Here is a 14,846-nt window from a genome sequence, read left to right as displayed (position 1 = left end):
TTGACTAAAATGGAAAAAACTGGACGCTTATAATGATGATAATAAATATCTTTTTCGAAATGTTTGAACGTTTTTGAGTGCTTTGTAATTCTTTACCTTATAAACTTTTGTTGCTACATTAAAGTACTGAAAATATTTGGCTAGACTCATGTCGCTATATCAGCTCAAAACTCAGTTTCAAAATCAACTACGCCCGATAAGTAAGTCGCTGGTTGAGCAAAATATTACCGCTAACCAAGTGACGGTATCCGCTGTTTTATTGAGTATCGGTACTGCCTATATCATTGCCAAACCAGCGGCTGAACAGCAGCGGCTGTGGCTTTTATTACCATCATCATTGTTTGTACGTATGGCACTCAATGCCATCGATGGCATGATGGCGCGTGAGCATGGACAGGCATCAAGGCTAGGAGCCGTGTTAAACGAGGTAGGTGATATGGTTGCCGATACGGCGCTATTAGCGAGTCTGGCGCCTCATATTCTGACGCATCATATCAATAATAAAGAATGGCAAAATTTAACAGCCAACTTACCAACGAATATATCAACTTCTCAGCATCATATCACTGCTCTGATCGCGCTTAGTATTGGCACCGAGCTGTTGGGCGTTACTAGTAATACCATGTTAGGTGTTCGTGCTAACCAAGGGCCTTTGGGCAAAAGCGACCGCGCCTTCCTATTAGGTATGCTTGGTGCCTTTATGGGTAGCAGAGCCAAAGTGCCAGTAAGTATTAAAGGACAGATGGCTTCGCCTGCCGTCAGAATAGGTCAATTATTTATACTAACAGAGATAATGCTACTAAAGACCTGTCTCAATCGACTACGTTATATGGCAGAGTTATACTTGAGGCGTAACCCACCTCAGCTGCGATCCGTACTGGGTGAGTCAACAAACAACTCACTATCTCTTACTGTTGTTTTGCCAAATACTTCTACTGATAACGCTCGCCCATTGGAGTTCAAAGAAATGCCAACCACAACCGTTGATAGTCAAAAATTCGAAGAACAGGCCAGTATTGGTTTGGACTTGCCTGCATCTAAAATCATCAATGGTGAAAGCTGTTATAACGCTTATGACGGCACGGCTATTTATTATCGCTATTGGCTAACGATGCCTTTAGAAGATATCAAGCCAACCAACCAACCATCACGCCAAGTTATTTTATTGCATCGAGGGCATGAGCATTCGGGGCGATTGGCAGAGCTAGGAGAGCAGTTTGCAACAGCTGGCTATCAAGTATTTGCTTGGGATGCGCGCGGTAATGGGCGCTCAGGGGGTATCAAAGATCATGCTGAGAGCGTTACCGAGCTTGAGCGAGATTTAGAAGGTTTTGTACAACTGGTGATTGGGCAAACAGGTATTGCTATCGAGGATACATTGATTGTCGCTAGTAGTATCGGCGCGGTATTGGCAGTAGCATGGGTACATGATTACGCGCCCAATATTCGCGGCATGATACTTGGCACGCCTGCGCTCAGTATTCGTCTGTATCTGCCCTTTGCTATACCATCGCTAAAGGTGGCACGTACGTTAGGTCTGATGTCACGTGTCAGCAGCTATGTTAAAGCACAAGTACTGACTCATGATAAAGACGCGCAGCAAGCCTACAATGCTGATCCATTAATCTCCAACAGTATCTCGACCGACTTACTCATCGACACTCATGCGACGGGTCAGCGTTTACTCGATGATGCTGGCGCTATTACTGTACCGACGTTTGTCTTATGCGCGGGTAAGGATTATGTGGTCGATAAGCAGGCTGAGCGGAAATTCTATGAGGCGATTAACACACCGATTAAACGCTGGCAGTTGTATCCAGACAGCTATCATGCAATCTTTCATGAGACCAATAAAGCCGATGTCTTTGCCGACTGTATTGAGTTTGCTGAGGAAATATTTAGCACACCAGTCCAAGCCCCTGATTTGAGTACGGCTCACTTAAACAGTGCCAGTAAAGATAAAGTAGATCGTTTGGCGATTAAACCATTCAATCCAAACTTTGCGATTACCCGTTTTGCGATGCAGAAGTTTGGTCATGTCAGCGATGCGATTGCTACAGGGCTTGAGCATGGATTTGATTCTGGTCATTCGCTAGATCATGTCTATTACAATAAGCCTAGCGGTCAGAATAAATTTGGACAGGCAGTAGATAAGTTTTATTTAAATAATATCGGCTGGCAAGGTATTCGTATTCGCCGCGAGCATATATTGGAATTGGCACGCTTAGCACTCGCAGATATCGAAGATAAAAACCAAAGTAGTAATAAACCATACCGACCAAAACTGTTAGATATCGCTAGTGGACATGGTTTTTATACATTTGATCTGCTGACAGAGTTTGCAGATTTGTATGCTGAGCTGCGTGATTATGAGATGCATAATATACAGGCATTGCAAGCAAAGGCAGAGCATTTGGCCATGAGCAATCGAATAATGACCAGTCAAAAGGACGCCTTTGATCCTGCCAGTTATATTGATGCAGATACGAATGATACTAGTACCGATACTAAAAAATCAGATCTTGCTATTGCCTCTGGGTTATTTGAACTGTTCTCTGATAATGCGCTACCAGCGACGGCATTGGCTGGTATTTATGACAGTTTAAAATCGGGCGGTTATCTGATTTATACCAACCAACCGTGGCACCCTGAACAGGAATTTATCAGTAAAACACTAAACAATCACCGTGGCAGTAGTTGGGTGATGCGTTGCCGTTCGCAGGCGGAAATGGATCAATTGGTTGAACGGGCAGGCTTTAAGAAAGTCACGATGCGTATCGATCGCTTTGGTATCTTTACTGTTTCGTTAGCGATTAAAACTGCATTAGCTGATAACGAGTAATAGATGAATAATCAGCAGGTTAAGCCTTACGAGCGTGTTCAGCTATTTTCAGGCGGAGGCTCACGTTTTGGTTATTATTTGGGCAGTTATGCAGCACTAGCAGCGCATGATTTGACGCCAGACATTATCGTTGGTACTTGCGGTGGTAGTTTGTCTGCTTACTTAGTACAACTTGCGCCTGACCCTAAAGATTTGCAAGCGCTGATGTGCAGCCGTGAGTTGTATCGTGTCATCACTGCAATCAGACAGGTCGCACCAGAGGAAGCCAATAAACGTCTAAAGCTGCGCTATATGACCCATGCACTCAAACGTTGGCGGTTATCAAAGCAAAAGGATAATGGACAAAGACAACGTCAAGCAGACAGCTACGAGCGACTGTTAAATGAGTTACAGCAGTTAGCGATGTTTCGTATCGATAACGAGCAGTACTGGCTAGATGAGCTGTCGCGGTTCGCTACTGGTAGCAAGAAAGGTGGCGCTGCTGATAAAACAACGCCAGAGATAGCTATCATTGCTAGCCGACTGTATCAAGCACCTGCTGATGCCTTATGTAATAAAAAACCTGTACTGCAAGAGTTGTTATTTGCGCCGCCGTGCTTAGCAAATTTACCAAATTCTGTATCAGGTCTGGTCGACGAGCAAATGACGTCACCTGTGCACACCTTTGCAAATGGACGCATACACCTGTCTGTAAAGGTACAGACGCAATGGGATTTTGCCCCAGTGATTCGCGCGTCTATGGCTGACATGTACTATCTACCGCCAACACATATCACAGAGCTTGGCTGGTGCTTGGGAGGTGTGATCAATCTGACACCGATTGAGCTAGCCTGTCAGTTAGGTCACAGCGTATTTGCAGAGACCAAGGCAGGTTATGATTCATGGCTGGCAGCTCCCGCGATTCAGCGCGTCTTTGGTTTCGATCCCAATGAGCGCTTGGCAGCAGTACACGGTTATCAACCGATGGAAGGGTCGTCGCACACTAATACGGCTAGCAACAACCGTCAGCTACATTGGTTACCATTTGCAGATAACGACCAGCAACTGAGAGGGCAAAATGTGCAAAAGCGTTTTAACCTAAAGCAAATGACCGTTGAGCTAATACACAGCGACTATGACGGTTTTGTGCAGCAAATGCAGGCGCAATGGCAATATGGCTATCAGCGTACGGTCAACTATATACAGCAGCATAAATTATGAAAAACCTCGCAAAAGGTATCAATAGAAACCATGCGCCGCATATCATTATCGTTGGTGGTACAAGTGGCCTTGGCTTAGCTTTGGCGTTGCATCATCAGACGCTTGGCTGGCAAGTGAGCGTTGTTGGAAGTAACACAGCAAAGATAGCCGATATCAATAGCCAGCATCCTGCTATTGTGACTTATGTATGCGACTTAACTGACCCAAGTCAAACGCGAACGTTATTAGACAGTTTGTCAGGTATTCCATTTCAAAGACTGATCTATAGTGCTGGTAGCTATACCAATGAGTGTATCCATCACCTAAATCAAGCAGATAGCGACCAAATGCTAGCGATTAATTTACAGGTGTTTGAGCAAGTTTTTAGATGGGCAAGCAGTCAGTTGAAGCAGCAGTTAAAACAACCGCGTCAGGCGTTGGATTTGACTAAAGGTGATAGACCTAGCCTCATCTGTATTGCCTCTATCGCAGGCACGATAGATTATCCCTATGCCAGTCTTTATGCCAAAAGCAAGCGCGCAATGGTTGCTACGGCTAGCGCTTATCGAGCAGCACTTGTACCTTATGATATCCAAGTAAACTGTATTGCTTCAGGCTATATCGATACCCAAGCATTACGTGATTTAAACGATGGCGAGGCTAGCCATAAGCCATTTATCATGAGCACGCAGACAGCGGTTGATCATATTATGCAAGCGATTGACGATGACGTAGAACTGGCGATATTTCCACGCTCGATGCGCTATATCACGAGTGCCTTAAATCATTTACCTAAGCCTGTGCTCAATTGGATATTGCGCAGTAAACTGGATAAAGCCAGATAGTATGGCTATCAATATTTTGACTAGGTTTAACCAAGTAACCAGTACAATAGGGTAAATACTGGCACGCCAATCAGCAAACTGTCTATCCGATCTAATACCCCACCATGACCAGCGAGCATCGTTCCGGTATCTTTCACCCCGTGCTGGCGTTTAAATGCTGATTCTAATAAGTCTCCAAAGATACCGCTCACAGCCAAGCCATAGGCAGCTAATAGACAGACCCACCAATCAAAAGGAGTGAGCCAAAGACCTAATACTGCTGCCAATATCGCCGCAACTAAACTGCCAAAGATAGCACCTTCAATGCTTTTATTCGGGCTAATAGTCGGTGCTAGACCTCGTTTAAACAGCTTACGTCCAAGCAGTCGCCCACATAGATATTGGGCAATATCATTAAACTGACTGGCAAATAATACGAAGAGTAAAACGCCATATTGTTCGCGTTGCCAGGTCAATTGCTGCAAGACAATAAGGCTAATGATGAGTGAGATAAATGCAGCACTCAGTAGCAGATCTAAGGAGTTGAGCCGCGTATAGTGTTGAGTCAGATTGAGAGAGATTTTCGGTAGCAGGAGCGTACTTGGCTGTAAGCCTTTAGCTTGGAGTTTATGAATGAGTGCGGCTTTACTGCGTAAACACCATAGGCGTTTAATCTCGTAGCTGCCGCGTAAACCAATTAATATAAAAAATAAAATGAGCAGCCATTGATAGGGATATACTTGCAAATGAGAACCTTGCGTATCGTTCGTTATTTTTGCAATCACATAGCAAGTGCAGAGCGCGACGAGCATTAACCACCACGAGCGGGCTATCAGGTAGATTTTTGGCAAGCGTTTGCGCAGACGAGGTACGGCAAGTACACTCCAAGCCAAACTGACGATTATCATCAGGGCAATCACAAACACAATATCAGAAGCCATACCATGGACACTCAAAAAAGAGATAATATTTTAAGCCTATCCATAATGATAGCTTAAATGCCTCTTTAACTATAGTGTTAGATATAACCCTTGATGGGTTTGGCTGTTATCTGTCGTAGGCTTAAATATGGTCAGTAACAGGTATCGGATAACTCTCGTCTTCTATAATGTGATTAATAGAGTGAAGCGTAGTTTTTCTTAATGGCAGAATGATACTGGTTAAAGGCGTTTCAGCTAAGTTAGGATAATCCTCACGATAATGCCCACCGCGACTTTCAAAACGCTGATAAGCCGATTGGACAATCATCGTTGCTAACGCTAATTGCCTCACCAATTGAAAAATGTCAAGCTCACTGTCAGTAGTAGGAGCTTTACTACTCATATCAGATAGCATGGTTTCAGTATGTTCAATTGACTCTTGCCACTGCTCAATTTGTCGCAATGCTTGCTCTAATTGTTTGGCACTACGTGTGATGCCCATATTGGCTGTCAAAAGAGCTTTCAACGCTATAGTTATCTCTGCAATATCTACGTCAGAATGAAATGCTTTATCGACCTTATAATTTGGGAGTGATGACTGCTTAGAAGAGGGCAAGATAACAAATTGCGTGTTTTCTAGTGTCGGGGATTGCCAAATGTCGGCAGCTAACTGATGCAGTTCATAATAGGCAGTCGTATGTGGCTGTGCCATTTTTTCTAAAGCTTCAGCCGTTTTCTCTAAAGCTTCTAAGTTCTTTAAGCGATCCAATTTTGTTAAGTAACGTGGCAAGTTGGCTGCGATGTTACGACCAACCACCACACACTCCAACAATGAATTGCTTGCTAAACGATTAGCCCCATGTAGCCCTGTATAAGCAACTTCACCTGCTGCATACAGCCCTGCAATATCGGTCAATCCATTGGCATCAGTCACCACGCCGCCACAACTATAATGGGCAGTCGGAGCGACCGGAATAAGGTCTGTCGTCATATCGATGCCGAGTGCTAGCAACGTCTGATAAATCTGCGGGAAATGTGCCTGTATAAATGCAGCTGGCAAGTGACTGACATCAAGATGCACGTAGCCAAGTCTGTTACCACTAATCTGATTGGCTATTGCCCGAGCGACGATATCGCGTGGGGCTAATTCAGCACGTTCATCAACGTCTAACATAAAGCGCGTACCAGTCTGTGGACAATACAGTCGTCCACCTTCACCGCGTAACGCTTCAGATATCAAAAAGCTGCTGTCATCTAATGCCAGACCCGTTGGGTGAAATTGCACAAATTCTAAATTTGCCAAACGACAGCCTGCTTGCCATGCCATCATGACGCCATCACCGACGCAGACATTAGGCGCGCTGGCACGCTTAAATAGTTGACCTAAGCCACCACTAGCGAGTACGACAGCTGGACTATGAATAGTGAGTTGACGCTCATTGACATGATCAAAGACCAGTGCCCCTCGGCAATGTTTAATATCGCTATCGTCCATGCTAAAAGAAGAGCTGCTAATCATAGGTGCAGTCAGTAACTCTAACGCTTCATGATAAGGCAAGATAGTGATATGGGTTGCAGCTTGTGCTTTGGTGGTTAATGCATCCATCACGTGCCGACCCGTTGCGTCATCCGCATGGGCCACACGTCTACAGCCATGACCGCCTTCTTTGGTCAAGTGTAAGTCACTGGTTTTTAAAACTGAAAAATCAGGAGTATTATCATTTTCTTTAGTTAAAGTGGTTTGAGTAAATGGCACACCTTGTTCACATAGCCACTGCACCGCTTGCTGTCCAGCAGCCAAGATACGGGTGGTATTGTCAGCCGCACACAATCCTGCACCAGCAATTAAGGTATCAGCGACATGATCAGTCACAGAGTCTGCTTTGTCTAAGCTGGCTGCGATACCACCTTGAGCATAGTGACTTGAGCACACTTCAAGTGCCGCTTTGCTTAAAACAGTAATATTCAGCGACTTTGGCAGAGATAGTGCGGTGCTCAAACCTGCCAGACCAGCCCCAATAACAAGAACATCAGTTTTTATAATATTACTCATATCACTGCTGCTCCTGTTATTTTCATAGCGAGTGGTGTTGGAACAATCAACTGAATGCGACGCATGCTAGGCTGCCCCAACGTTAGCGAACAGCGCACGGTCTTTTACAATGTCGCCACAAGCGGCTACGCGTTGCTTTTGCGCTTCAGCAAAATCGAGCATCCGTTGTAATGGTTTTTTTGCTGCAGTCGCTAGCTCAGGTGTCATTAGTACTTCACCGCTTTGATTAGTTAAGCACTGTTCAATCCCTTTTAAGCCGTTCATTGCCATCCAAGGACAAAACGCGCAGCTCTTACAGCTTGCACTCTCACCAGCAGTTGGTGCGGCCAAGAATCGCTTGTTTGGCGAGCGTTTTTGCATCTCGTGCAATATGCCCAAGTCAGTAGCGACGATAAAGGTATCAGCACCCATCTCATACGTTGATTGCAAAAGCTTGCTAGTCGAGCCGACCACATCAGCGAGTGATACCACGCTATCAGGTGACTCAGGATGTACCAAGACTTTGGCTTCTGGGTATTCGGCTTTTAATTGCAGCAATTCAGTGGCTTTAAATTCGTTATGCACGAGGCAAGACCCTTGCCACAGCAGCATATCGGCACCAGTCTCACGAGCGATGTATTTGCCCAAATGGCGATCAGGCCCCCAAATAATAGGTTCGCCTTGGGCATGCAGATGACGGACAATGTCGATACCGACAGATGAGGTGACTACCCAATCAGCTCTCGCTTTTACCGCGGCGCTGGTATTGGCGTAGACGACAACAGTACGCTCAGGATGGGCATCACAAAATTCTGAAAACTCGTCAGCAGGACAGCCTAAATCGAGCGAGCATTCGGCTTCTAAATCTGGCATGAGGATGGTCTTTTCCATGCTCAATATTTTTGCCGATTCACCCATGAAGCGCACACCAGCGACAACCAAAGTCTGAGCGCTATGAGCTTGTCCAAACCGAGCCATTTCAAGTGAGTCACCGACGCAGCCACCGGTTGCCAATGCCAAGTCTTGGATAAAAGGGTCGACATAGTAGTGTGCTACCAGTACGGAATTATTCTCTTTTAGTAGCTTCTTGATATTTTCTTCGACCACGATGCGTTCAGCGCGAGGCAAGTCTGCTGGCATCTTAGCTTTGGCATATTCGATATTCATCTGAGTGGCGATGCGATTGTCCGTACTCATGATGGGTGCGTCGTAAGGATAGTTTTTCATAATGGCAGCCTTTGTTGGTGCGATAACGATAAATGTGTGTGCTAAAAATGTGGGAATTGAACATAGTCAATTTATAAGTTGTCTTAATTATGCTCATTTTGAGCATAATTACAAGTATTTTTTTATACTGATCTATTCAATACATTCGGTTTTAGCCTTTCAAAACGGTATATCGATATTGATTTTTTATACTTACAACGACAGACTATGATAGTTTTAGATTCAAGCTATACTAAGCCGTACGGTAGCTATTAACCTTGATAGCCTTTTGTTTTCAGAGAAAAAGGATAATCCCCAAAGCCATGACGTTGTCTTATTCACATGCGCACCAACAAGGTAGCGGCACGACAGAAGTGGTCGCCGTGTTGGTCGCTATCACAGATCATATCGCGCGTGTCCTAACCGTTGACCAAGGCAAGCTGTTGCCAAATGGACCACTTATGCCGCTACATCGCTCGCTACAGGCAGGGGTGCGTCAGTGGGTAGAAGAACAAACACAGCAACCGCTCGGATATTTGGAGCAGCTATATACCTTTGTCGACACCAATAGACGTAACATCGATGGTCATGCGTTGGTGTATGTGAGTTATTTAGGTTTGGTGCAAGAGACGCAAACGCGGGCACTCCAAAGCAAAGCGCTATGGCGAGATTGGTATGATTATTTCCCATGGGAAAATCACTTGGATGGTATGCCCAGTATCATCATGGACTTTATCGTGCCAGCACTACTCGAATGGGCCAATACTGCCAACGACTCGATTGTCCAACAGCGCAGGCGTCAGCGCATTGGCCTGTGTTGGGGGCTGGACGAAGCGTTTTTGGCAAGTGGCAAACTCACTGACAGTCAATCTGTCAACGAACACGATAATGAAAGTAGAGAATGGATTGCAGAGCATGTATTACTACGCTATGAGATGCTTTATGAAGCAGGTCTGATACCCGAAGCTCCTAATTATCCGCCCAACTATCAGGCTGTTGCTTTGCCAGAAGACTGGTCACAACGCATAGGTGTACCCATGTATTACGATCACCGTCGCGTGATTGCTACTGCTATCTCAAGACTGCGCGCGAAGATTGAATATAGACCGCTTATTTTTGGTCTGATGCCAGACGTCTTTACCTTATCTCAGTTGCAGCAGAGTGTTGAGGCATTATCAGGCGTGCGCTTGCACAAGCAAAATTTTCGTCGATTGCTTGATTCACAAAATCTAGTGATGGAGACAGGAGAGAGTAGCACTGCTCAGCGCGGTCGTCCTGCCAAGCTATATCGCTTCCGCCATGATATTGAATTACAGAGTTTACTGATGGATAGCAAACTTCCTAAGCGCAAATAATCATTTCAAGCCAGTCCGTTGTATCTCTAAATCGGTTTGTAAAACGAAAAATTTGTCACCTTTCCTTGCAGGGTCGCTAACTTTACGCTATATTTATGCTCATTTTGAGTTTAAATGACAAGCAGTTTCTATCAATATCATGCCTAGATAAGGGTCAAAGATGACAATTGAAAAAGAGCCAGCATTGGATGACGTATTACTTAAACCATTGGTTGAGAATGCACTAACTGAAGATTTGGGTAGGCGTGGTGATGTAACCTCACAAGCTACTATCCCAGCCGATATGCAAGCGCAACTACAGATCAAGGCACGGCAAGCAGGCGTGATATGCGGTATAGACTTGGCACGTTTGTCTTTTGCCTTAGTCGATGCACAAATTGAGTTTATTGCACAAGTACAGGATGGCGAAACAGTAGAGGCTGGTGCAGTGTTAGCGACCGTAAAAGGTAACGCGCGTCATTTATTGACTGCAGAACGCACGGCACTGAACTTTATGACCCATCTCAGTGGTATTGCGACAGCGACACGTCAGATTGTCGATAGCGTGGCGCAATATCCTGCACAAATTACCTGTACACGTAAGACCATTCCAGGCTTACGTATTGTACAAAAATACGCCGTACGCTGCGGCGGCGGACGCAATCATCGCTTGGGATTGGATGATGCAATTTTAATCAAAGACAATCATATCGCCATCGCTGGCGACATCACGACAGCCATTCAACAAGCCCAAGATTTTGCTGGGCATTTGATTCCCATTGAAGTCGAAGTCGATACGCTAGAGCAATTAGAGCAAGCGCTCGATGCAGGTGTGAATTTAGTGCTATTAGATAACATGCCGCCTGAAACATTGTCGCAAGCGGTTGCTATGTGTCAGGGTCGAGCAAAGACTGAAGCCTCAGGTGGTATTACGCCCGAAACGGTACAAGCGGCGGCAAGTACAGGGGTTGATTTTATCGCGATGGGTTATTTGACGCATAGTACTACTGCTTTGGATATTGGGCTAGATTTTAGTGCATAAGGGCAGACGTAATACAGGCTAATAGCACTACATGCGCTCGATTTTATGACAAGGACTATCACTGAGTTGATAAAATGGTAATTTATACTGATAGCTTGGGCTAACAAGCTGTTAAATGCTTGTTTTTACACTGAAGCGTTACTAAGGTGACATGTAGGCGTAACGGCGCAAAGTTAATGATTTTATTAGCTTATCTGCCTATGCTACAATGCTATTTTTAGTTACCTATTGGGTCATCGTTGCACTCGCACGATGACCTTATCTTTTTGCACAAGCGGTATCAATAGACAAGCGAGCGCTCAGTGAATACTGAAATTATCAAGATAATCCTAGCCTTTATGGTATTGATCAATCCATTTAGCGCATTGACGTTATTTTTAGATTTGACTCGCGGCTATTCGATGAACAATCGACGTAAGGTCGCGCGCGTTGCTTGTCTGACCATTTTTATCACCATCAGCTTTTTTACGATTGCAGGTGAGACGTTACTAAAAACACTTGGTATTTCTATCGGCTCGTTCCAATTGGCAGGCGGTATATTGGTGTTTTTAATTGCCCTAAATATGATGAATGGAGAGGGTAACCCGGTTAAACCTGATCAAGAGAACTTCGATGTTGATCATGTAAAAGATGCGCCAGTTTCAATGGCAGCTGCCGTGGTTCCCCTTGCGATTCCGATGATGATTGGGCCTGGTGGTATCTCCACGGTTATCATTTATTCTTCACAAGTATCAGGTATTTTGCAGGTATCTGCCATCTTGATTGCTGGCTTATTCATCAGTCTGTTTTGCTATTTGGCATTGATGGCGGCAGGTCGTATCAGTCGCTTATTAGGCGATACTGGCTTGAACATCATGAGCCGAATCATGGGTATGCTATTGGCAGCCGTTTCTATCGAGATTATCGTTAATGGTCTGCGTACGCTCTTTCCTAGCTTGATGTAAATGATCAATACAATATTACCGCTAACCACATATATTTATATACCGGTTAGCGGTTATCAACGTGTTTCGGTTTATCTAATACGTTGTTTACTTGATATTCAGTTTATTCAACACTCAGCTTATCTATCATTTCCTAGTTATATTTCTATCAGCTTTGATACAAATGCCACGCCAGATACAGCATTAACAATCCTACCAAAGCATCCAGTATGTTCCATGCCTTAGGCTTCTCAAATAGAGGCCTGAGTAATCGCGCACCATACCCAAGCGCAAAGAAGAAAAAGAACGAGGCGCTAATTGCACCTGTGGCAAACGTCAATTTACTGCTTGCACCCGTAGAGACCATGCCGACGAGTACCAATGTGTCTAGATAGACGTGCGGGTTTAGCCAAGTAAAGCCAAAGCATAGTAGTAAAGCTTTTTTCAAACTCGTGACGACTTGTCCTTCGACAGTCAAAGCATGTGACACACGTACGCTGGCATACAAACTCTGTAAGCCGTATCCTAATAAAAATATAACGCCTGCTATTTTTGCGATATCTATAACGTGAGGATAGCGGGCCGTAACTGCACCAAAACCACCAACGCCTGCTGAAATTAAAAATGCATCGCTCACCGCACAAAACAAACAAACAAAAAATATGTGCTCGCGTTTGAGACCTTGTTTGAGTACAAAGGCGTTTTGAGAGCCAATAGCAATGATGAGAGATAACCCAAGTAGGAAACCAGAAATATAATCGGGAGCATTCATAATACGGTGCTTAACGGTTGGCGTGTAGGAATGGTGACATTTTGCTTACTGGCAGGCCAGCAAAAACCTGCTAAGATACGCTATTGAATGAATGTATGCAATATGCGCACAATGTGAGTGTAATAGACGAGGGGCAGAGCAAGTCATGGTAGTCAGTTTGACAAGAATGCTACAGTCATTTGGGCAAGCTCAAGATGACCTACCGACATTGGCAGCAAAGAATGCTCAGGAGATGAGCGTCAATCATGAACAGGATGCGGCTGCAAATAGTGATAGCAATCACGCAGTACATGAGCGTTCTACACTGACTCCGCCTGAACGTGTAAACCGTATATGTGATGCGTTGGCACAAGTCAGTGATAGCCAATCATCCACGCCTTTGACCGATCGCTATCTGAGTAATCGTGCTCAAATGCGTCCAACCAATAGACCGCCTTTTGACCCAGATACTTTGTGGTATCTCAAACATGGACGTTGTCCGATTATGACTGAGCTTGTTGATGTGGTCGATGAGGCCACCCTAAATGCCATGCCTATCGAAGCCGTTGCGATATTAGATCGTATCAACGGTAAGCTAAAGCGTTATCGTGAATGGAGTAGTGAGCTGAACGAACAGCAACAGCAGCAACACAATGAGCGTCAGTTCGTCATCGATAAATTAGTATCCGAAAGTATTCCTGAAGCATTACATCATTATGAGCAGCTACAACGCTTTAGTCCGCATCGTACCAAAAATAATATGGTGCAGGGCAAGATGACTGCTGGTGATATGCTGACAGATTTGTTCTTAGAGATTGATTATGAGCTTGACGAATTGTTAGATGAATTGCATCAGACAGTTTTGAACCGCCTTGCCTCAACCCACCGTTATGTTAAGAGCCGTACGCAAAGTTAAATGTTCTTTGATGATGTTTTTTTGAACACTTGTAAAGGTTAAGTATTATCAAAAAACACAATCGACCCAGTGCATAACAATATAGGGCTTTAATAGAGCCTTATTTTTTTGTTTAATAATAACAATCATAAGAAATCAGCCACGACATTCTGATAAGTAATAAGGACAATATAATGACCCAAATGACTGCAATGTTCGTAATGTTTGTTTTGTATGGGCTGTTGCCAGCGGCTGGGTTATATCTAGGTTACCGTGGCATTAAAAAAGTCACAGCACCCAAAATGCTCGAATATAAGGCGATGCCGCAACTGGGTTATATACCTGAAAAAAGCCTACCTGTCGACGTTAAAACTGCTCTGGAGCAAATTAATACAAAGGGTGAAAAGCTGCGTGTCATGTATGGCGATACCAATAACGATGGCAAAATTGATGACAAAGATACCGTCAATGAAACTTATATTATGATTCAAAACTTAATGGATAGGCACGTGCCACAAGCCGTCTCTGATTATCGCCGCTTACATGATTTAGATGTGACGGATAGTGCGCTTGCTGACACTACCAAAATTAAGCATTCTAATGTCACGGGCAAAGAAGCCTTGTTAGATGTGCTTAAGACAATTAACACACAGTTCGATGACCTACTCAACGCGTCATATCATCAAGACGGTCAAAAACTACTTGCAACCAATCGCTATCTCCAAAAACGTTTTGATAACCCTGCTAGCAACACAGAGTTTCAAAAGCCTGATAGCAATGCCAGTAGTAATGCTAGCAGTGATGTAAATATCCAAGCGATTGAAAGCCCAACTGGTGAAAATGTGAGTGCTGAAGACATTAAGCTATAAATACAAAGTTGAATGGTAAAAGGGTAAAG

At 44.3% G+C, this 14,846-nt stretch carries 12 protein-coding genes; 8 read left to right on the top strand and 4 right to left on the bottom strand.

Annotation, left to right across the window (positions count from 1 at the left end; all coding sequences use genetic code 11):
• Nucleotides 1–148 precede the first annotated feature (148 nt).
• From Q0788_RS04705 to Q0788_RS04695, 3 genes are read left to right on the top strand one after another with little or no spacing between them, the layout of a single operon-like run.
• Entirely contained in the window at nt 149–2,842 is a 2,694-nt protein-coding gene (locus Q0788_RS04705; protein ID WP_298808261.1) for an alpha/beta fold hydrolase, read from the top strand.
• Between the two features lie 3 nt (nt 2,843–2,845).
• The gene (locus tag Q0788_RS04700; protein ID WP_298808259.1) at nt 2,846–4,042 is read left to right on the top strand and encodes a patatin-like phospholipase family protein; all 1,197 of its coding nucleotides are present in this window, start codon (nt 2,846–2,848) and stop codon (nt 4,040–4,042) included.
• Nucleotides 4,039–4,866 carry an SDR family oxidoreductase gene (locus Q0788_RS04695; RefSeq protein WP_298808257.1) on the top strand — a complete coding sequence of 276 codons (828 nt, stop codon included), beginning with the start codon at nt 4,039–4,041 and terminating at the stop codon, nt 4,864–4,866. Before Q0788_RS04700 ends, Q0788_RS04695 begins: the two co-directional genes overlap by 4 nt.
• A 26-nt stretch (nt 4,867–4,892) precedes the next feature.
• Here the strand turns inward: Q0788_RS04695 and Q0788_RS04690 are convergent, their stop codons facing one another.
• The 3 genes from Q0788_RS04690 to nadA all read right to left on the bottom strand — a co-directional run bounded on the left by Q0788_RS04690 (nt 4,893) and on the right by nadA (nt 8,994).
• Nucleotides 4,893–5,786, bottom strand: a complete 894-nt coding sequence (locus tag Q0788_RS04690; RefSeq protein WP_298808254.1) for a phosphatidate cytidylyltransferase — start codon at nt 5,784–5,786, stop codon at nt 4,893–4,895.
• A gap of 121 nt (nt 5,787–5,907) precedes the next feature.
• Nucleotides 5,908–7,818 carry an L-aspartate oxidase gene (gene nadB / locus Q0788_RS04685; protein ID WP_298808253.1) on the bottom strand — a complete coding sequence of 637 codons (1,911 nt, stop codon included), beginning with the start codon at nt 7,816–7,818 and terminating at the stop codon, nt 5,908–5,910.
• A gap of 66 nt (nt 7,819–7,884) precedes the next feature.
• Complete coding sequence (nadA, locus tag Q0788_RS04680; protein WP_367179709.1) at nt 7,885–8,994, bottom strand: quinolinate synthase NadA; 1,110 nt, start codon at nt 8,992–8,994, stop codon at nt 7,885–7,887.
• A 332-nt stretch (nt 8,995–9,326) separates the two neighbouring features.
• On the opposite strand from nadA, the gene Q0788_RS04675 reads away from it, so the two are divergent.
• The 3 genes from Q0788_RS04675 (at nt 9,327) to Q0788_RS04665 (ending at nt 12,323) form a co-directional block, all read left to right on the top strand.
• Nucleotides 9,327–10,358 (top strand): hypothetical protein, encoded by a 1,032-nt coding sequence (locus Q0788_RS04675; RefSeq protein ID WP_298808249.1) that lies wholly within the window; start codon nt 9,327–9,329, stop codon nt 10,356–10,358.
• A gap of 160 nt (nt 10,359–10,518) precedes the next feature.
• On the top strand, nt 10,519–11,379 hold the full coding sequence (nadC, locus tag Q0788_RS04670; protein ID WP_298808247.1) for a carboxylating nicotinate-nucleotide diphosphorylase: 861 nt from the start codon (nt 10,519–10,521) through the stop codon (nt 11,377–11,379).
• A gap of 302 nt (nt 11,380–11,681) precedes the next feature.
• Nucleotides 11,682–12,323, top strand: coding sequence for a MarC family protein (locus Q0788_RS04665; RefSeq protein WP_082624565.1), 642 nt, complete (start codon nt 11,682–11,684; stop codon nt 12,321–12,323).
• Between the two features lie 148 nt (nt 12,324–12,471).
• On the opposite strand, the gene Q0788_RS04660 is transcribed toward Q0788_RS04665, so the two are convergent.
• On the bottom strand, nt 12,472–13,074 hold the full coding sequence (locus Q0788_RS04660; RefSeq protein ID WP_114700740.1) for a LysE/ArgO family amino acid transporter: 603 nt from the start codon (nt 13,072–13,074) through the stop codon (nt 12,472–12,474).
• A 145-nt stretch (nt 13,075–13,219) separates the two neighbouring features.
• Here Q0788_RS04660 and Q0788_RS04655 point away from each other — a divergent pair, with 145 nt between their 5' ends.
• Both Q0788_RS04655 and Q0788_RS04650 read left to right on the top strand, forming a co-directional pair.
• A complete protein-coding gene (locus tag Q0788_RS04655) occupies nt 13,220–13,969 on the top strand; it encodes a hypothetical protein (protein WP_298808245.1) in 750 nt (249 codons plus the stop codon).
• 173 nt (nt 13,970–14,142) lie between these two features.
• The gene (locus tag Q0788_RS04650; RefSeq protein WP_298808244.1) at nt 14,143–14,817 is read left to right on the top strand and encodes a hypothetical protein; all 675 of its coding nucleotides are present in this window, start codon (nt 14,143–14,145) and stop codon (nt 14,815–14,817) included.
• Nucleotides 14,818–14,846: the final 29 nt, after the last annotated feature.

The organism is uncultured Psychrobacter sp. (assembly GCF_947500265.1).
GTDB lineage: Bacteria > Pseudomonadota > Gammaproteobacteria > Pseudomonadales > Moraxellaceae > Psychrobacter.
This window is presented reverse-complemented; position numbering and strand designations above follow the sequence as displayed.